General features: G+C 31.3%; 13 protein-coding genes. 7 read left to right on the forward strand and 6 right to left on the reverse strand.

What is annotated here, in order from left to right; genetic code table 11:
• Nucleotides 1-398: 398 nt before the first annotated feature.
• The 5 genes from IPK88_06930 to IPK88_06950 form a co-directional block, all read right to left on the reverse strand.
• Complete coding sequence (locus IPK88_06930) at nt 399-3,044, reverse strand: T9SS type A sorting domain-containing protein (GenBank protein MBK8243140.1); 2,646 nt, start codon at nt 3,042-3,044, stop codon at nt 399-401.
• Nucleotides 3,045-3,513: 469 nt separating this feature from the next.
• A complete protein-coding gene (locus IPK88_06935; GenBank protein ID MBK8243141.1) occupies nt 3,514-6,228 on the reverse strand; it encodes a T9SS type A sorting domain-containing protein in 2,715 nt (904 codons plus the stop codon).
• A 107-nt stretch (nt 6,229-6,335) separates the two neighbouring features.
• A complete protein-coding gene (locus tag IPK88_06940) occupies nt 6,336-7,721 on the reverse strand; it encodes a hypothetical protein (GenBank protein MBK8243142.1) in 1,386 nt (461 codons plus the stop codon).
• A complete protein-coding gene (locus IPK88_06945; GenBank protein MBK8243143.1) occupies nt 7,711-8,208 on the reverse strand; it encodes a sigma-70 family RNA polymerase sigma factor in 498 nt (165 codons plus the stop codon). Before IPK88_06945 ends, IPK88_06940 begins: the two co-directional genes overlap by 11 nt.
• Nucleotides 8,209-8,228: 20 nt before the next feature.
• A complete protein-coding gene (locus IPK88_06950; protein MBK8243144.1) occupies nt 8,229-9,971 on the reverse strand; it encodes a hypothetical protein in 1,743 nt (580 codons plus the stop codon).
• Nucleotides 9,972-10,195: 224 nt separating this feature from the next.
• Here IPK88_06950 and atpB point away from each other — a divergent pair, with 224 nt between their 5' ends.
• The 6 genes from atpB to atpG all read left to right on the forward strand — a co-directional run bounded on the left by atpB (nt 10,196) and on the right by atpG (nt 15,487).
• On the forward strand, nt 10,196-11,575 hold the full coding sequence (atpB, locus tag IPK88_06955; GenBank protein MBK8243145.1) for a F0F1 ATP synthase subunit A: 1,380 nt from the start codon (nt 10,196-10,198) through the stop codon (nt 11,573-11,575).
• A gap of 22 nt (nt 11,576-11,597) precedes the next feature.
• Complete coding sequence (gene atpE, locus IPK88_06960) at nt 11,598-11,804, forward strand: ATP synthase F0 subunit C (protein ID MBK8243146.1); 207 nt, start codon at nt 11,598-11,600, stop codon at nt 11,802-11,804.
• Nucleotides 11,805-11,869: 65 nt separating this feature from the next.
• Complete coding sequence (atpF, locus tag IPK88_06965) at nt 11,870-12,397, forward strand: F0F1 ATP synthase subunit B (GenBank protein ID MBK8243147.1); 528 nt, start codon at nt 11,870-11,872, stop codon at nt 12,395-12,397.
• A 10-nt stretch (nt 12,398-12,407) separates the two neighbouring features.
• Nucleotides 12,408-12,977: an ATP synthase F1 subunit delta gene (gene atpH / locus IPK88_06970; GenBank protein ID MBK8243148.1), complete on the forward strand. Its 570-nt coding sequence runs from the start codon at nt 12,408-12,410 to the stop codon at nt 12,975-12,977.
• 12 nt (nt 12,978-12,989) lie between these two features.
• Entirely contained in the window at nt 12,990-14,576 is a 1,587-nt protein-coding gene (locus IPK88_06975) for a F0F1 ATP synthase subunit alpha (protein ID MBK8243149.1), read from the forward strand.
• Nucleotides 14,577-14,590: 14 nt separating this feature from the next.
• The gene (gene atpG, locus IPK88_06980) at nt 14,591-15,487 is read left to right on the forward strand and encodes an ATP synthase F1 subunit gamma (GenBank protein ID MBK8243150.1); all 897 of its coding nucleotides are present in this window, start codon (nt 14,591-14,593) and stop codon (nt 15,485-15,487) included.
• Between the two features lie 808 nt (nt 15,488-16,295).
• On the opposite strand, the gene IPK88_06985 is transcribed toward atpG, so the two are convergent.
• A complete protein-coding gene (locus IPK88_06985; GenBank protein ID MBK8243151.1) occupies nt 16,296-19,271 on the reverse strand; it encodes an insulinase family protein in 2,976 nt (991 codons plus the stop codon).
• Between the two features lie 349 nt (nt 19,272-19,620).
• Here IPK88_06985 and IPK88_06990 point away from each other — a divergent pair, with 349 nt between their 5' ends.
• Nucleotides 19,621-21,879 (forward strand): tail fiber domain-containing protein, encoded by a 2,259-nt coding sequence (locus IPK88_06990; GenBank protein ID MBK8243152.1) that lies wholly within the window; start codon nt 19,621-19,623, stop codon nt 21,877-21,879.
• The last annotated feature ends 27 nt before the right edge of the window (nt 21,880-21,906 follow it).

The following is a 21,906-nucleotide window of genomic DNA, read 5'->3' on the forward strand; positions in this document are numbered from 1 at the left end:
TACGAATAAAAATTATGAATTTAACAATATTTCAGTTTTTATGTGTAATAATTAGCCAATTCTAATAAAAAGAAGCTAAGAAATAATTCAAATGGTCAATACAGAAAGGTATTTTATAGGGTATAAATGAAAAGGCTTAAAAAATTAAGAGTCCATTTGGGTCCTTTTCTATGAGGAATAAATTTAGTGTTGAGTTAATATAGAAAAATGTTTAATAAAAATGATATTGATTTAATGTCGAAAAAAAAATAAAATTATATTGGGGATAAAAAGATATTGGAATTGGTATCAAAGTAGAAATAAACTTAAATTATTAATCAAGTAAATAAATATAAGTAATGGCTGGTTAATATCAAAGTAGTATTATCAATTCAAATAAACTGTACAAGAATTATAAACTACAATTTAATTATTTTTTTAGTAATCATTTTATTCCCCTTGGTACATTTCAAAAAATACATTCCTGGACCAGTAAAGTTATTTTCAGAAAGTATGATATCGGATTTGAATTTACTTTTAAAGCATAACTTTCCATTACTATTGTATATTTCAATGAATGAATCATCTAATGCCTCTTTCCATTGAATGGTCAATTGGTCGTTCATTGGATTAGGATAGAGGATAAGATTTTCAGATGGCTTGATATTTATCTGAGCATTAACTTTGTTGTTTAAACTAATATCCAATGGATTTCCATGAATATCGTAAGCTATACTTTTCGTTTTAAGATCAGAAATTGAAAAAGCAAGATTGGAATTAGAGGTAACTTTTAAAGCTTCTACTTCTATTGAAAAAACGACTTCATCAGCAAGTAAGTTTGGCAAGCCTATAAGATTTGCATCTAAGAAAATCTGAGAGACATGACCACTATGGATAGCTAGATGTTTGGAATTAAAACGAGGGTTAATTTGTGTATTAATAATTTTTATCAATTGTGTGTCTACTTGAATGTCCAATTGAAGACAACATAAATCTTTGAAATTGGAAGATCTGAATTCTATGATATAATTTTTATCTTTTAAAAGCGGGACACCTTTTGTTTCGAATTTCAGTGTGGGTAATTTTTGTTTCGTGGTATCTTTACATTGACTGAGAGCATCGAAATTGACATCTCCAATTTTAAATCCATATAATTTATGAATGGAATTGCTTAATTCAAATGAAGATTTTGGAATAGAATCTTCATTTGTAAATTGCCATTGTTTTGATCCATTGTTCAGAAAGTCTGATTTTGTATTTAATATCACTTTAATGTAGTCAGAAATATCAGAGCTCGAAATTGTTCCACTTGAATTTAAATCTGCAACTTTTTTTTGAATAGCGTTAAAATTGAATTTGCCTGAAAGATATTTATTCATGCAGTGAACATCCCAAACGTCTTGACCATTGAGTAGTTGATCTATTTTATCCGGATTTAAAGTCAGTGTATTTCCTTTTTTTACCTTTTGATTAAACTCGTTATTACAAGTAGGAATATCGCCTGGAACAACATTGAAATCTACCTGCTCTAAGGACTTGTTGGCGTATGTAAAAAATTCAGCGTTTATGAATGTTGAATCTATATTACAAATTTTTTGGAGATCTTGTACTTGCACATCTACAAAGCATATGTCTGTATTACCAGCCCCATCTTTAACCCATATTTCCAAATTTCTTAGAATAGTATTTGGAAATCCCTCCTTTTCAAAATCATCACAACTAAAAGTAATACTAGGAACATAATTATTTTTTGAAAAGGAGGGTTTTAAATTTTGATCGCAATTATCACTTATATTCAGAATGAGATCCTCTGCAAGCACACTTGCTTTCCCAATAGTTGATAATTGAATGATATTAATTCCAACTTTACATTCTATTTTAGGATTTTCACCTGCACTAACAGTAAATAATTGGGTGTTTGTTGAGATATTGCCACACCCATCTTCAGTTTCCACAACTATTTTATGAGTCCCAATAGGATAATTGCCATCAGGAATAAATGGATCTTTGTGATTTAGGGCATACGGATTATCAGAAAATTGAACGGTGTCCTTAGCTTGATATTGTCTTTTGTTTAATGTTCCTACTCTACAATCAAAGCCATTATATTTTCCTAAACCATCGTTATCTATATCAATCCTATAAGAATAGAACAACCAATCTGGAGGAGTACATTGATCGTCACTCAGTATTTCAAAATGGACTTCATTTGGATTCGTACTTGAAGATTCATTACATGACTTCACAAATAATTTTATTCTGGGAGCCGAAGTGTCATGCACCAAAATGGTTTGTTCGTATTCCCATCTTCCAATGTTTGGATTTTTGAAAGGATCATATTGACACCAATCTATAACCACCCACTTTCGCAAAACTTTAAAACAAACGCTTGGATCATTAGTCGAAATTTCATCAAATTTTTCAATCGTAATTAATTGGCATATTGAATCAAGTAACATTCTTGGAATCAGGGTATCATTATTTATATCCGCACCACAACCGAATATTGTTACCAAACTATCAGGCCAAACAACATCATCATTAGGATCATATGGGTCGTTGGCATTTATATATAAAGTATGGCATTGTACGATCCATATAATCTGCGTATCCGAAAGTGTGACACCATTATCTTCAGCGAGGAAAATTCTATTGATTTTTCCTTTTCCACATTTGCGATAATCATCAATTTGAATTTTAATTTTGAGATTTGAACTTCCCAATGCATAACCTGAAAAACCCCAAACCATTCCATACTTTTGATCTTGATGAAAAGTATCAAATAATTGGTTATAATAAAAACAAGCTTTTTTTATACCTGGATATCCAGTTAAGGAGTCGACATTGCAAAATCCACGACATACTTTATCTAATGTGATAATTTTAGTTTGAAGTGTTTTATCTAAAACAACATTACCATATGTTAGATCAGTGTAATCTTTTAATTTATCAATGTTGATTTCGTGATTACAAGTAAGTACTAAATCAGGTGGAGCAAGCATGCTTTGTGAGAAAAGTATTGAATTATAGATGAAGAAAGCTAGTATAAAGGTGTTATTTTTCATATAATATATTTTATCTGATGGTAAATCTACAATTTTTATGAATGTAATTTATGATTAATGCCCAATTTTAATTTTATATTAAACCAGTTTATTCTTGTTTTAACATATAGGTCATTTTTAAATATACATAGAGCTATATTTTATTATGTTAAGCTTAATACTTCCTAGTAATATGTTTTCAATTTTTTTCATATTTAATACCAAAATATTGAAATAGTCACAACGATTGACCTTTAAGGAATACATAAAATTCTTTTTGGAAATAATAATTATCAAATAAATATCAATTTCATTTTACAAATTTTTTTGTACAAAATACCCAATTATTCATTATGAATATTTTTTCTGTACAATCGAACAAAGTTTAGATAATGATTACCATATTTGTCGAATTCATCTAATTTATTTAATAAATCTAATAATATTTAGACTGTTTTAAATTATTCATTTTGTATTCCATGGAATAAAATTAAATCTTAATAATTTTTTTAGTAACTATTTTATTGTTTTTAGTTAATTTAATGAAATAAATTCCATTGTTGGGAAATAGCTGATCCTGAATTGTTAAATTAGAATTAAATTTATTTTTGAAATAGACTCTTCCATCAGCATTTATTAATTCAACAATTGAGTTATCAACCGATTCGTTCCACTGAAGAATGATATCGCGATCTACTGGATTTGGATAACAAACAAAATTAATGTTTTTAATTTCATTTGAAGATTGGGTCATGCGATTATTAATCAATATATCATACGGTTTTCCCAAGTAATCATAAGCAATACCTTCTGTAAATAAATTTGAGGCAGAGAAGTCGATTGAATTTGAATTTACCAAGGCTTCTAATTCTATGATAAAAAGCGAATCATTACCAGAAAGGGTAATTGGAATTAATGGATTTTTTTGACTTATAATCATAGTAATGTGATCTGAATAAATAGCATAGCGAAAGTCAATATTTTTATTTGGAATTATTTGATTAATTTTCATTTGGGTTGGATCAAATTTTAAATCTAATTGAAGACAGCACATATTTGTAAAATTTGGACTTTTGAAAGCAAGATTATATAAATTTGACTGACTAATCGAATGGTTTGAATAATTGATATTAATCTTTGGTAAAATAGGTTTTATGGTATCCGAACACTGACTGAAGGAATTACCATTTACATCACCAAACCTAAAGCCAATTATGTTAATTAATGAACTATCAATTTGTGCATTTTTTATTTCAACACTACAATGGTCATCAAAAAAATTCCATTCATCATACTTCCGTTTAGTATAATTGGTCGACTCATTTAATATAAGTTTATTGATTTCTGAGATATCGCTTGCAGTAATTGAGTTTGAATTATTTACATCAGCTGCAAATGATTCTAAACAAGTAAATGGACTACCTAATAAGATATGCTTTGTTATTAGTGCAATGTCCCATACATCTATTCCAAATTTTGCCGCTTCTTTTTTGAACAAATTTAATCCATAGGGTGTATCATTTTTCTTAATTAAATATTCAAACTGATTTGTACATTGAGTGTTGCCTTGGTTCAATAATTTGTTGTTTGAAGTTATTTTATAATCAACTTGCTCCAATGGTTTATTTGACAGGGTATAAATATTGCCACTTACAGATTTAGTTTCTGAATTACAAATTCTTTGATTATCCTGAATTTCAACTTTAGTCTGGCATGATGTTGTATTACCTGCTTCATCTTTTACCCAAATGTCAAGAGTTCTAGAAATTGAAGTTGGAAATCCTTCCTTTTCAAAGTCACTGCAATTAAAAGTAACAAATGGAATGTATAAATTTTCATCAAATGATAAAGTGAGTTTGTTCGAACAATTGTCAGATTTACTTATGACTAAATCATCAATGTAGATTTGCAATTTACCTAAATTTGTTAGACTTTTTATTACAGGCGAAGCGAGACAGGTTAAAATGGGTTTTTGAGATTCACTTATTGCAAATAATTGACTTTTAGTGAATTTATTTCCACAACCATCCTCAACTCTTAATATTATCCTATGCTTTCCAATTGGATAATTTCCATTGGGATTGGTTGGGTCTTTTTGATTTATGGCATATGGATTTATGGATATGTTAGGCGTGTCTTTTGCTTGAACTTGACGCTTGCTTAGTCTACCAACACTACAATCATAGCCATTAATAGGGCCCATATTATCATTATTAATATCAATTAGGTATTCATAGAATATCCAATCTTCTGGAGTGCAATTGTCTTTTCCTGATAATTTGAAATCAACGAATGCTGAATTACCTATATTGACTTCTATACATTGTGGAACATTTATCGCAATAGATGGAGGTTCATTATCAATTATATAAATGGTTTGAATAAACTCCCATTTTCCAAAGTTTTGGCTTACAAATGGATCATATTGGAACCAATCAATGACTACCCATTTTCTTGTTATTTTAAAGCAAACTAGAGGCTCTGAAGTTGATATTTCATCAAATTTTTCAATCGAGAGAAGGGAACAATTGTTCTCAGCATTATTTTCAATAGTACACTTCCCTAATTGTGGATTATCAGGACTAAGATCTGCGCCACAACCATTTATGGTTACAAGGCTATCCGGCCATTTTATGGCGTCCTTTGGATCTTTTGGATTATTTTTGTTAATATCAAATGGATAACAATTCACAATCCAAATGCTTTGAATTGCTGTTGAAGATTTTGTTCCATCTGTTGCTTTGAAGATTCTATTTATTTTGCCAACTCCGCATTTTCTCAAATCAATAATTTGAATACTTATAGTTAGTTGAGAACTTCCAAGAGCATAACCTGAAATTCCCCAAAGTAGTTCGTATTTTTGACTGGGTTGTGTAGTATCAAATAGATGTTGGTAAAATTCACAAGCTTGATTGGGACTGCTTGGTGGAATTTGATTTGTTTTTATATATCCTGGATATCCTGAGATCATATTTTCTAGGCATAATTTATGACAAACGATATCATTAGTTATTATTTTTTGACGATTATTTTGATCAAGAACTATGTTACCAAATTCTATATTTGAATAATCTTCTAATTTTGATATATCAAAATTGAAGGAGCAACTCAAAACAATATCTGGTGGGGCGACCAATATAGGATCCTGAGCAAGAAGAAAAGAGCAATTTAAAAGTAAAGTAGAAAGTTTTATAAGTGTCTTCATTTTATTTATTGTATTTATAATTAGTCTATATATTGAAATCATTTATTGAATATTTAAAATTAATCTGATGATTTACAAAAATTGTTTGGGGTATTGATCAAATATCATTATTTGTTCAATTTAATAGAAATACCAAAATTTAATTGGTAATTGAATTGCGAAATACTGGGATGATCCAATCGATCTTGTATATCATGTGTATATGAAATATAGGGATTAAGATGAATGGAATTTTTTAACCAGATGGTTTTAGATAATTTGAATCTATATGCATCAAATACTCTTCTTCGGTTAATACTTTTATTTATATTCTCAAATTTGTAGCGTTTTACATCAGAAGGCAGATAACCTTTAATATCGCTATATAATCCCAGCAAAAGTCCAGTTTCAATATGATAATTACCTAGATATTTAATTCTAAATTGTTTGGAAATGGAAATTGGAATGCAAAGAGATAAATATCTATTATAAAATTGTGTATTATAACTTCTAATGACTTTTCCTTCTATTTCTCCATGAACTTCCTCATTAATAATGTCGCCATTTTTATTTATTTCAGTGACTTGATCTCTAAGTAATTCGTTAGATTCTAAATAGCCTTCTTCTATAGTTTTGAAGTGATTCATTCTAGCTGAAAAACCCAAAGCCAATTTAGAATTAAATTTTATTTTTTTAGAAAATGAAATTTCAGCTTCTATTGCATCAAAACCCTTCTCAATCATTTTCCTGCGATTAAAGTAGTCATTACTGTTAAGATTTTTATTTTGTTGTTGATACGAACTTACTCCATATCCTATATTTAATTCCATCTGATCAATCCATTTTGAATTTGATTTATTAATCATTATGCTATTTGTATTTTGAAAATTCAGATCTTTATTTTCATTGTTATGAGACAATATAATTGTACTTATATTTGGTTTTAACTCAATTAAATTGGTTTCAAGAATTTCTTGATTGTTAGTAAGAGATTGATTTATATTTAAATTGATGTATGTTGTTTGGGAATTACTATTACTTATAATAGAATAATTCATTAGAGAAGTTTCAAGTTTTTGGGTGAGATTATCATCACAAACTGGCATCAAATTTATTAAATATCTTTGCTTGTTAAAATTTGAATTGTTGCGTTTTCGATTCAATTTAGTATCTATAATATTTTCTTTTTGTAAATTAGTAATTTTAGAATCTAAATGATCAATTTTCTTTTTTTGTAAATTTATAGATTGATCACTTTTGATATTTGATTGATTAACTTTTATATTTTCATTTTGAAATGTGATTTCGGAAATTTGGTAATTATGTGATTTATTAAGATTGGCAATTATCATCAGTCCAAATAGACCAATTCCGCTCCAAATAATGAGGAGAAATCTTTTTTTTCTTTTTCTTTTACTTAGTTTGGCACTTAGTTTGGTCCATTCTTCTAACTTATCTATCTCTTTTAATGAAAGGTTGATATCTCCCCATTCAATTGAATCATTATTTTTCATTTGAAGAATTTTTGAATTTATTTTTAAAATATATTTTGGCTCTATATAATTGAGATCTTGATGTAGATTCAGAGATATTTAATTTTAATGCAATTTCTTTATGTGATTTGTTTTCAAGGACATATAGACATAAGACTTCCTTGTATCCATTGGGTAAATCATCAAGCGTTGCAAAAAGCATTTTTGTATCTATTGGTTCTATATCATTTTCTAAATCCTCTGAACTACTTACAATTTGTTTTGCTTCATTTACTTTGATTTTTTTTACTTTTGCAAGTTGCTTGAGTATTACATTTGTTGATACTCTATATATCCAAGCGTCCATATTCCCCTGGTTCGAATCATATTTATCTACATTTTCATACAAGTGTAAAAAGCATTCTTGCATCATGTCTTTAGCAATGTCTATATCTGAAGTATATTTTCTACATAAAGCATACACTTTATTCACATATAGATCGAAAAGTATAGAATTAGGTTTGGCCACAATTAATTTTTATGAAATATTTATTTAAGATATATTCCAGTTACATTAATATTGTAATATTTACCATTCTGGTCTGTTGCATTTATATTATTGATATCTATAATTATTGAATTCAAAAATTGAGGTCTATCATAAATTTTGATTTGAGCCTTTTCTATGGCTCCAAATTTAAAATAAATGGGTGGGTTACCTTTTGAATTTGCTCTGATTTCATTATTCATGATACTTCCTTCTCCATTTTTTAATTGTATAGTTAATGAGTAAGTTACTTCATCAAAAGGACTATAAGTATCAATCCAATCAACATCTATCAATCCATTGTTTTTATCTGGACCTATATAATAGTATGCATTATTTGGAAAAAAATGTGAACCTTGAGAATATCCTTGGTTATTTGATAGTTTCATTTCGGTTTGGCCATCCTTGGTTTGACATGTCATAATTTTTGTCAAATTAATGGTTTCAGCTACTTTAAAAAATATGGGATTAGCTTTGTTAATTGCAGTTTGCATGATGCTAGAACTGAATAAAACATAATCACCAGTAAATTCAGATTTGACAATTTCATTTATATCTCCTGAACTTTCTGGACGCATTATATAGTCATTTACTTTACCTAATTCTCTTAGAATAATCCAATTATTTTCTGAAAATGCTCCATTGCAATCTGCGATTTTAGCTTTAATTGGTACTGAATGAGATAAGGATAAATTAAATTCTGGAAGTGTAACATCTTCGTTCAGACTTGAGAATGACTTGGAGAAAAGCGTTTCTTTAAATTTATTTTCTAAAAATAAATGAAAAGGTTCATTTATTGGAATTTTCATTGAATAATATCCAGCATCGTTCAATTGAAGTTGGTATGAAGAATTTGATGTAGTTAAATATAAAATTAAATAAGGCAAATTTGTAATGCCACTAAATTGACCATTTATTATAGCGTAAGGTCTAGCATTATCTATTTTTATGTATCCAAGTTGATTTATTTCAGCTTGATAGCTATTTATTTTTTTAACAGCCTTTGATCCGTTTTTCCAAATACCATCCAATATGTCCAAGTGCCAAGTATCTAAAATATAGGGACTTAGGTTTTGAAGATTATTCGGAATTTGAATTTCAATGTGAGCTGGCTTTACCAATTTTAAGGGTACACCATTTTTATTAGTTACTTCTAGAAATAAATAGGGCATATCACCTAAGATAAGTTTATCTTTTTTATCTTTTAATGATGTTTTATCGTTCGGTAAATTGTTAAGTATGTCATTAGTTTGATCACATAATTTAAAATGAATGTTTACTGCACCTGAATAAATGGAACTGTCTTCATTTGCAAAACTATTTTCATCAAAATGTATTAGAGATCCATTATTCGGATGTATTGTTATCTTATCTTCTGAAAAATAGGTGTAGAAATTGTTTTTAAAATTTAATTTGGTTATTATTCGTTGATCTCCATCTTTATATGCTTTCACACTAATGATACCATCTATATAGTCTGGATGAGTTGCAATTAAAATTGAACGATCTTCAGAGATATAATCGGTAAAAGAAAAGTTTCCATTTTCATCAGTTTGGAATGTCTTCGATTTGAATTTGATGTTTGCAAATCTGATGGGTTCATTATTAGTATTAAGAATTTGACCATAAATCTTTTTCCATAAATTGATCTTAGGGTTATTTGGAGATATGGTTGTTTCTTCGTGGAAATTATCTTTATAACATGAGGTAATAAGCAATATTAGTAAAATGATTCGTTTTGCCATTTTATGGAATTTTAAAACAATTTACTTAAATATCCTAAAATTTGGAAAACGCTGCTTGATATTTTAATATTTATTGTCTTTTGTTCAATTTGAACTTGATCTAAATTGACTTCATCAATTTTAATTTCATAAACAAACTCTTAACAAATAAGCCTGAATAGGATTAGTTAAATTGAATTTAGTGCTTTAACTTTGCAGCGTTTTTCAAAAAGGCCTTTGCCAGTATGAGTTATATTTATCGATTAGTAATACTTTTTTTTGTAGCCACAGGTAGAATTTTGGCTCAGCATGAGGAATCTAGCACAGAAACTCATCAAAATACTATTACCCAAGAAGATCATAGTGGTCATGATCATAGTGGTCACGACCATAGTCAACCAAATGATCGCAGTCAAACTCCAGCATCGGCGCCCCAACAAACCGGAAATGATGTTGGTCTAATAGACGCCCATGCTGCAGACCATGGTCATAAAGAGTTTAATGCCAAAGAAGTCGCTTTTCATCATATATCAGATTTGAATGTATATAGCATTGGTCCATGGAACTTTCCGTTACCATGTATTTTATACAGCAGTGAACAAGGATGGTCTATATTTTCTTCTGGCCGTTTTCATATTAATGATGAACATCATGGATCAGGGCATGTAGCAATAGATAGATATGTTCTGAATGAAGGTAAAGTTATGAGAGTAACAGACCCTACATTTCCTATGGGTGAGGTTGAAATTGGAGAATATTCAGTTGAAGAAAGGGATTTTAATGGAAAAAAGAAAGATTTTTGCTTTGTAAATTATCAGGGAAAAACCTATCCATTAGATAAAGCGAGTACAGCTGATGGTGGAATTTTTGGAGGAGGCATTAGTTCTTTTTATGACTTTTCAATTAGTAAAAATGTATTTGCTATGCTTTTAGTCATTGGATTCCTATCCTGGTTATTTATTTCTATGGCAAGGCGCTATAAAAAGAATCCCGGAACAGCTCCAACTGGTGCTCAAAAATTATTCGAACCCATCATTCTTTTTATCCAGGATGAAGTAGCTAAACCATTTCTTGGCGCTAAGTATTTGCCTTATATGCCCTTGCTATTGGCTATTTTCTTTTTTATTCTAGGATTGAATTTGTTTGGGCAAATACCATTTTTTGGAGGTGCCAATGTGACAGGAAACCTGGCCGTAACCTTAGTTTTGGCTATAATCGTATTTATTGTTGTAAATCTTAAAGGTAACAGACATTATTGGGAACATATATTATGGATGCCAGGAATTCCAGCCGCGGTAAAAACTATAATAACTCCTATTGAAATTTTAGGTATTTTTATCAAACCAGTAACATTGATGTTGCGGCTTTTTGCCAACATCACAGCTGGTCACATCGTGATTATTATATTTGTAAGTTTAATATTTATTTTTGGAAAAGCAGGAGAAAATCCTGGAGCAGCTTGGGGTGCTTCTATAGGATCTGTCTTGCTGAGTTTGTTTATGATGGCCATTGAATTGCTTGTTGCATTTATTCAGGCTTATGTATTTACTTTGTTAACAGCATCTTATATAGGTGCTGCAACTGAGGAAGCACATCATGCAGACCATAAAGCAGAACATCATTAATTAATCAATAAATTTTTATAAAATGACAGGTTCAATTGTAGCTATCGGTATGGGTCTTGCGGCAATCGGCGCAGGAATCGGAGTGGGTACTATCGGAGGTAAAGCATTGGAAGCTATTGCTCGCCAACCAGAAGCCATTGGTGATATTCGTTCTAATATGATCTTAACTGCTGCCCTTGTAGAAGGTGCTGCATTGATTGCGATCTTATTGGCTTACCTAGTAGCTTAAAAATCATTTGACAGTGTACAGGACGGTTGGTCTGTGTACCTGTCTTTTTTATTAAAAGTATGAATATGGATTTTTTATTTATAGCTCCTTGGCTCGATTTTAGTCCCATCAAACCAACGTTTGGTTTGTTGTTTTGGTCAACGATCATTTTTTTAATTTTCTGGTTAATCATTGGAAAATTTGCTTTTAAACCTATAGTTAAAGCACTTAATGATAGAGCAGATGATATTCAAAAATCATTGGATAGTGCTAAGAATGCAAAATTAGAAATGTCTCAACTTAAAGCTGAGAATGAGACTATCCTAGCAGAAGCGCGCGAAGAGAAAATGCGTATTATAAAAGAAGCTAAGGATGCAGCTAATTTACTAATAGCTGAAGGTCGTGATAAAGCTAAAGAAGAGGCACAGCGTATCGTTGTAAATGCAAAAAATGATATAGAAATCGCTAAAAAATCAGCACTTGTAGATGTTAAAAATCAAGTTGGGGCAATGGCAATTGAAATCGCTGAAAAAGTAATTCGTAAGAATTTAGCCTCAGATCAAACTCAACAAGAGTATGTCAACCGATTGATGGATGAAATAAAAATGAATTAATAGAAATTCTATGTCAAGCCACAAAATATCAGGTAGATACGCAAAATCAATTTTGGACCTAGCTCAGGATAATAACCAGCTTGAAGCGGTTTATCAAGACATGTTGACCTTTGCTAATGTAAGTGAGAACAGGGATTTTGCCTTGATGTTAAAAAGTCCTGTTATTAAGGCAGATACCAAAATTCAAATAGTTAGGTCTTTATTAAGCGGTAAAATAAATGCTTTAACCCAATCCTTTGTAGAACTCTTAATCAACAAAGGCAGAGAGTCCATCTTAGCTGAAATATGTGTCGCTTTTATTGAACAGTATAAAGTAAAAAATAAGGTTAGAACTGCTATTTTAACTACTGCTACTCAAATGGATCAAACGCAATTATCAGCTATTCAGGATCAATTTAAATCGTGGCTGAGTGCGGGGGAAACTATGGAAGTAACGCAAAAGATAAAGCCTGAATTAGTGGGTGGGTTTATATTTGAAATGGGGGATCAACAATACGATTCCAGCGCCAAACGCCAGGTTGACTTAATGAAAAAGAATCTATACGATAAATCATATATTAATTTAGTTGTTAAATCTTAAATAGAATAGATCATGGTAAATATAAGACCAGAGGAAATATCAGCAATACTTAAACAACAAATCTCAGGTGTTAACACAGCTGCTGAATTGGAAGAAGTAGGAACAGTACTCCAGGTAGGGGATGGTATCGCAAGGGTATATGGTTTGACCAATGCTCAATCGGGAGAATTGGTAGAATTTGAGACTGGCGTACAAGCCATTGTACTTAACTTAGAAGAAGATAATGTCGGAGTCGTTTTGATGGGTCCATGGAATGGAATTCGTGAAGGATCTAAAGTAAAAAGAACAAGAAAAATCGCTTCCATAGAAGTAGGTGAAGGATTCGCAGGTCGGGTCGTTAATACCTTGGGACAACCCATAGATGGTAAAGGTCCAATTACAGGAGTTACCTATGAAATGCCGCTTGAACGTAAAGCTCCAGGTGTAATATTTCGTCAGCCAGTTACAGAACCGCTTCAAACTGGAATCAAAGCTATAGATTCTATGATTCCTATCGGTCGTGGACAACGAGAATTGATTATCGGTGACCGTCAGACGGGTAAAACTGCGATTGCTATAGATACGATTATTAATCAAAGAGAATTTTATGATCGCGGAGAACCTGTTTATTGCATATATGTTGCTTCAGGTCAGAAGTCATCTACAGTTGCTAAAGTAGCTCGTACATTGGAAGAATATGGTGCCATGCCCTATACTACTATAGTTTCTGCCTCAGCTGCAGATCCAGCTCCATTGCAGTTTTTTGCTCCTTTTGCAGGTGCTTGTATTGGAGAATATTTTAGAGATACAGGTCGTCCGGCACTTGTAATTTATGATGATTTGAGTAAACAAGCTGTGGCTTATCGAGAGGTGTCATTATTGTTAAGACGACCACCAGGACGTGAGGCATATCCTGGAGATGTGTTTTATCTTCACTCAAGACTTCTTGAACGTGCAGCAAAAGTGATCAACAATGATGAAATAGCACGTAATATGAACGATCTTCCTGAATCTTTGAAAAAAGCAGGAATCGTTAAGGGTGGTGGTTCATTAACCGCGCTTCCCATCATTGAAACTCAAGCAGGAGACGTTTCAGCTTATATTCCAACTAACGTAATTTCAATTACAGACGGACAGATTTTCTTGGAATCCAACTTATTCAACTCTGGTATTAGACCAGCGATTAACGTGGGTATTTCAGTATCCCGTGTCGGTGGAAATGCTCAGATTAAATCCATGAAAAAAGTATCTGGTACCTTAAAATTAGATCAAGCACAGTATCGTGAATTAGAGGCATTCTCCAAGTTTGGTTCTGACCTAGATGCTACTACAAAAGCTGTATTGGATAAAGGGAAAAGAAATGTTGAAGTCCTTAAACAACCACAATACAGTCCGGTAACAGTTGAAAAACAAGTTGCTATTATCTACTTGGGTACAAATAACTTGCTTAAAGATATTCCGGTTGAAAAAGTAAAAGATTTTGAATCCGTGTTTTTTACAAGTTTAACTCAACTTCACCCATCTGTCTTAGAAAATCTAAGAAATGGTAAATTGGACGAAGCAGATTTAAAAGTATTAAGAGACCTTGCAGCTGATTTAAGTTCGAAGTCAAGTAAATAAAAAAGTACCATCACGTGGCAGCTAATTTAAAAGAAGTACGTAATCGGATCAAGTCAACGATCTCAACCCAGCAGATCACTAAGGCTATGAAAATGGTCTCTGCTGCTAAATTGCGCCGAGCTCAACAAAGTATTGTTCAGATGCGACCTTATGCAAATAAGCTTAATGCAATGATGAGCAATATTATGTCGTTTTCTGATGGCCAGGGAGCTGGAAACTTTGGAAAAGCAACCGAAAAAAAGAAACCTCTAATGGTTGTCATTACATCGGATAGGGGTTTGTGCGGCGGTTTCAATTCTAATATTATTAAGTTAGCTCATAAGACCATTACAGACCATTATTTTGAACAAGCAAAAAATGGAACATTAGGATTTTTATGTATTGGTAAAAAAGGGTTTGAATATTTTAGAAGACGTTTTCCTAATTGTGCAATGAATAGTACCTATGTTAATTTATTCAGCGAGATGAATTACGAGAAGGTATCTGATATTGCTATTTTTATCATGAACGAATTTTCGATAGGAAATACAGATCAAATAGAAGTTTTTTACAATAGATTTAAAAATGCTGCCACTCAATTTCCACAAGGTGAGCAGTTTTTACCTGTACAAAAAGCTGAGATTCCAGCAACATCTGGTGCTTCTTCCAAGCCGGATTTTATTTTTGAACCAACTCAAGCTGATTTATTGAAAGAGTTGATTCCATCCATTCTAAAGTCGCAACTTTATAAATGTGTTTTAGATAATTTAGCTTCAGAACATGGTTCCCGTATGACAGCAATGGATAAAGCCACTGAAAATGCTGAAGAAATTCTTTCTGAGTTAAAGATCAACTACAATAAAGCACGTCAGGAAGCCATTACCAAAGAACTTTCTGAAATCGTTGGTGGTGCTGCGGCATTGGGAGGTTAATTTCAAGAAAAAACTCAATCCTACTTTCTTGAAGTCATCATGTGTATTTATATTGATGATGCAATCATTTAATAGAATTTTTTAAAATAAATAAGGGGGTTAGCCTTAAAAGTTGGGGACTAACGCAAGTAGAAATAATACTCAAAATCATGAATTGAAGGGAATTGTTTAAAATGTTGCAAAAGGACTGAGGTGGATTAATTTTGACATTTAGAGCATAACAACAGAGGCCGCAGACGTAAAATATTTCCGGATTTTTCGTTAATTATTAGAAGACTTATTTAATTTTCCTAAACTAGCATATGTCAAGCGTAAATAGGGAGGGAGGTTTACAGAGATACCTTATTTTAATTGTCTTGGTAGATATTATTAAGGATGTTGTCTTGGAGAACCTATAATTGAATCATACCCTGCCATGACCTTAGGCACAAGTATACCACAAGTATGTACTCCTTTAGGGTAGGTTTGATACCAACTAAGATACTATGGAAGCAGAGGTTTAGATAGATGTTAATACTAAGCACTCATCATGGTTCTATCTATCATGCGAACGAGTGTCAAGTTCTATAAGTAAACAATGTCTGAATAAGCTTACACAACGCATTTTAAGTTTCACATAATTTATTGGTACTAAATGTATCCTTTCTAGATTCTGAAATAATATAATTAATATACATTGCTCCCCAGAAAATGATCGTGACTCTAAATAAACCTTATTTTAAATCTTGTGCTATCAAACTATTTAATACGTTAGAATTAATTTTAGCCATTAACATACTCAAAAGAAATCAATTAGAAAACCAATATTTTAAGGCTTTACACCGTCAGTTTTTTCGACATCATAACCAAAAATGTCTTTGAGACTTAATTCTACTACCTTTCCGTATTTTTTTAATTCTTCCATGTTGATTTTATCTTTAGAACCAAGTAATTTCATATTCCATGGTTTGTCCTTAAGATGTTCCTTATGAAATTGTTTGATATCATTCAAACTTATTTGATCTATTTGATTATAGGTTTCGATTCGACTGTCTTCTTTTAATCCCAACCTCAATGCTTGTTCATACTTAAACATGATTTGACTTTTAGAAATTCTTTTGGTTTCAATGCCTTGTTTAATAGATTTTTTTCCGATTTCCCAATTTTTTTCTGATTCAGGCATTTCATTAAGTAGGTGATTTACTGCGGTTAAAGCATCACCTAATTTATCAGCTTGTGTACCTACATAGAATGTTGCTTCATACGGATCTTCTTTTTTGTCCGGACTCACAAATGATGCATAAGTTGAGTAGGCTAATGCTTTAGATTCTCTAATATCCTGAAATACAACTGAAGCCATACCGCCTCCATAATATTCATTAAATGCCTTTACATAAGGCAATAATTTCGAATCAAATTTTTTATCACTTCGATTTAATTGTATTTCTGCTTGTACCATATCGTAATTGACAAAATATATGGTGTTCTCTTTAGGTACTTGCATTTGATATTTTTTTTCCACCGGATAATTTTTTAAAATTTCAGGAGTCTTATGTGATTTTTTAAAATCGCGAACTACCGTGTTTAAAGATCTAGGTCCATAATAATATATTCGATGTTTATATGATTTTAAAGATTTAATGATTGAAGTTAATTCATTCGCTTTGATGGTTTTTAGTTTCTGATTGCTAATGACATTATTGTAGGAATTATTTTTACCATACCTTAAATATTCATCTAAAGCATCATAAAAAATAATATCCTTATTCAACGTAGCATCATTTCTAGATTTAATTTTCGATTTGATTAATTCATCAAGTGCTTTTTGATCTGGTTTTGGATCATTCAATATTTCCTCCATTAATTGAACAGCTGCATCAAAATTTTCATCTAAACCAGAAAGACCGATATAGGTCTGATCTTTACTTGAGTACATATTGAAATTCACTGCAAGATTGTAAAAATCTTTGTTTATTTGTTCATTCGTTTTTTTGGAAGTGCCAATAAATTTTAAATATTCAATAGCTAATGGTAAGAGTTGATTATGATTGGAGCCCATATCTAATACATAATATAATTCGAATAATTTATTTCTAGTATTAGGAACCATCCATACTGGAAGGTCTTTTTTAATTTCTCCAAATTTTATATCTTTTTTATAATCGACAAAAACAGGTTTGATTGCGGGAGAAGGATTATCAATGATTTTTTTGAGAAATGGTGATTGAGATTCTCTATTAACAGATACTGGTGTGATAGTTGGTTTGTCAACTTTTTGAACCGTAGTATCGTTTCCTGTTAATTTGTAGACTACGGTATAATTATTTTTGAACCATTTATTTGCAAATTGGATCACATCTTTTTTAGTAATTTTGTTCATATCATCCATACTACTTAAATAGTTCTCCCATGATCTGTTTACAGTAAAAAGATCATTTAATACGAAAGCCATATTTGTAGCACTTTCTTGTTCCTTAATACGTTGAACTTTTAGATTGTTTATACTTGCTTTGATTAAATCTTCATCAAAATTTCCCATTTTAATATGTTCAATTTGTTCAATGACCAAATTCTTTACTTCTTTTAATGATTGATTTTCTAGAGGATTTCCACCAAAATACATCATTCCATAATCTTTTAATAAATAAGTAAAACCAAAAGCCGATAACACTTTTTGATTTTTAACTAAATTTTTATCTATTAAACCGCTTTTGCCATTGTATAAAATGCTACTTACCAAATCAGCTACTATTGCTTCCTTGTCATTTTGATTAGGCATTAAAAATCCTATCGCCATACTTTCTTCATCAGGACTTGTGACATTATACTCTTCAATTGTTGTTCTCGGAACTTCAGGTATGTAGCTAAAATCTGGAATTTCTTTACTAGCCCAATCCCCAAAATATTGGTCGACTAATGTTATGGCTTGATCCATTTGAAAATCGCCAGATAATATCATTGACATATTATTTGGAATATAATATTTATAAAAATATTTTTGTATTTCTTTTAGAGATGGATTTTTTAAATGTTCTATGGTTCCAATAGTTGTTTGTGTTCCATAAGGATGATGTTTAAATAGACTTGCGAACATGGTTTCAAATATTTTGTTCGAACCATTGTCCAAAGAAATATTTTTTTCTTCATAAACTGCCTCTAACTCGGTATGGAATAAACGCAAAACAGGATTTCTAAAACGTTCCTTTTGAATTTCTAAAAATTTATTTAGATTATTTGATGGAATGTTTTCCATGTAGGTAGTATTCTCAAATGAAGTAAACGCATTAGTCATATTTGAACCAATATTTCCTAGCATTTTATCATATTCATTTGCAATTGCAAATTTAGAAGCTACTCCAGAAATGGAATCAATTTTATGGTAAATTGATTTTCGTTGTTGTTGGTCTTGAGTTGAATTATAAACTTCATATAAATTTTCGATTTGATCCAAGAGCATTTTTTCTTGAGTATAATCTAATGTTCCAAATTGGTCTGTCCCTTTAAATAACATGTGCTCTAGGTAATGTGCCAATCCTGTATGAGATGGAGGATCATTTTTACTTCCAGCTTTTGTAGTTATGAGACACATAATTCTTGGTTCATTATGATTTTCTGTTAAGATTACCTGAAACCCGTTTGCTAAAGTATAAAATCGAGTATGAGAAGGGTCATTTGTAACTTCAGTCCAATGATACTTTCCGTCCTTACTTGTGTTGGATGTGACTTGATAACTATTTTGGCAAAATAGGTTTAAACTAAAAAATGATAAACTCAAAAAAAGAAGGATACAATTCAACCGTTTCATAAATAATTTTATTTGATCAAACTCCTACGGAATTATTAACAAATTATTGTCTTGAATCCATTATTAATTTATTATATATTAAATAGAATTTTGGTAACTGAAAATTTTTTTTCCTAATCAATAATAATGTGTAACTTTATAGCTGATAAACCCACATTTGTTAAAATAATTTAGGGCTTCTTTTCCTGTATATTTTGACAAAAGGCCTTTCAACATTAGAATTAAGGCACTTTTTACAGTTTATAAAGTGAGGTTTTAAGGCTTATAAATGCCTGATTTAGCCTTTTTGATTTCAGGAATAAAGCTCCAATTTTAAGTTTTTATTATAACATCAAATAACTTTAATCATATGAAGAATTTTATCATTTTAATGTTCAGTATCTTTATGTTCAGCACTGAAGTTTTTGGACAAGCACCGCAAGCATTTAATTATCAAGGAGTTGCTCGAAATGGATCAGGAGCAATTTATCCTAATCAATCGATTAGTTTAAAAATGTCTATCCTTCAAAATGATACCATTGGTCCGGTAATGTATTCTGAAATACACAATGTAGTAACCAGTTCCCTTGGATTATTTACAATTAAAATAGGCAAAGGATTAGTTCAATCCGGTATTTTTAATGCTATTTTATGGTCAGGAGGGACCTATTATTTACTTATAGAAATGGATCTAGCAGGTGGAACTAATTATGTCAGGATGGGTACTCCAACTCAATTAATAAGTGTTCCTTATGCATTGGAAGCTAATCACGCTACTACCGCTAACGGGATTATACCCAATTTACCATTAGGAGGAGACGCTTCAGGTCCACATAATGCCAATAAGGTTGTTGGATTACAAGGCAGGATGGTTTCTTCTTCTCAACCTTCCAGTGGGCAGGTTTTAAAATGGAATGCCATAGATAACACCTGGGAACCTGGAACTGATAACATGGGTGGAGGTGGAACAGGTGATAACTGGGGGAATCAGGTAGCTTTGACCAATTCAACAATAGCTGGAGATGGTACAGCAAATAATCGGTTGAGCATAAGTCAACAAGGCGCTACAAATGGTCAAGTACTTAAATGGAATGGAACAAGTTGGGTTCCCGCTACAGATAATACAGGAGGAGGAGTTGGTGATAATTGGGGAAATCAAGTTGTACAAACCCAATCCAGTCTCTCAGGAAATGGTTTACCTTCTAATCCTATGACTTTAGCTCCTCAAGGCGCGGTGAATGGTCAGGTATTAAAATGGAACGGATTATCCTGGACACCTGGCAATGATCTTGGAGGAACAGGAATAACAATACCTTATTTGAACACATTTGGTTTGGGTCAAACATTGATTGATATCACAAATACTGCCGGTAAAGGAATCCAGGTTGAATCTTCGAATAATTATGGATTACATGCTAAAAGTGGTAACTCTGCTGCTTGTTTTTTGGAAAGTAGTTCGGGACCGGCATTGTTAACAGCTTTAGATGATCATGTTGGAATTGGTGTACTTAATCCAGATGTAGCAATGGATGTGAATAGTACAAGTTCAAATGTTGCAGATTTCAATAGTCCATCAAATACCACCATACGCATTTATGAAAATAATGAATATCGAGGTTATATAGGATCTGTGAGTGGTCAAAACGAAGATTATGATTTGGGAACATCTAATGTCAATTTAAACGGTAAATTACACCTTACGACTAAAGCCATTCCAAGATTAACCATCCTTCCTGAAGGAAGTGTTGGTATTGGCAATTTAATTCCTGATGTGAATACTTTATTAACAGTGGGGACTAACTTCTCAACTAAAAGCGCCATATTAGCGAGAGCTAATGCATCTGGAAATGTAATATCAGGATACAATGCAGGAAATGGAGCAGGAGTTTTCGGAACTTCTGATCAAGGACCAGGTGGATATTTTGCAGCTTCACAATTGAGTGTTAATGCTACTGCATTACAGACTAATGGCAAAGTGGATTTCTATTTAAATACGATGAACAATGATGATATTGATATTACCTTTCAAGGTGGTACCTTATCAACCGTAAAGGGTCTTAAAATTAGAAGTGAAAGAGGAATTCTTGATCCCATTTTTGAACCTGAAGAATTTGAATTTGGTTTTGTTGGAACTTTAGGAAAACCCTTTAAAGCTGTTTATTCTAATAGTTTATTTTTGAATAACGTAGCAAATATATTTGCGTATTCTGATCAAAAACTTAAAGAAAATATTAAACCATTGAATGGATCAATGCATCGCTTGACGCAATTGAATCCAGTACTTTATGATCTCAAAAAAGAATTTTTTTACAAAGGAAGAATGGATAAAAATGAAAGTGATCGGTTAGATCAATCAGGCTTGATTGCCCAAGAAGTCGAATTGGTTTATCCTAAATTGGTCAATACCAATGAAGAGGGAATAAAGTCCGTAAGTTATATGGGTCTTATACCAGATTTAATTGGCGCCATAAAAGAAAAAGATCAACAAATAATATCTATGAAAAAAGAAATGGATCAATTAAAAGCCAGAGTGTCAATATTAGAAAATATGCAAGAAGCTATTGTTAAATTGCAACAAGATGTAGATCAATTACAAAACAAAACCACTGCATCGATTAATAAGAAATAAGGATATTACAGAATAAGTGGAAAGCAT

Source organism: Candidatus Defluviibacterium haderslevense (assembly GCA_016712225.1).
In the GTDB taxonomy this organism is placed as follows: Bacteria; Bacteroidota; Bacteroidia; order Chitinophagales; family Saprospiraceae; genus Vicinibacter; species Vicinibacter haderslevensis.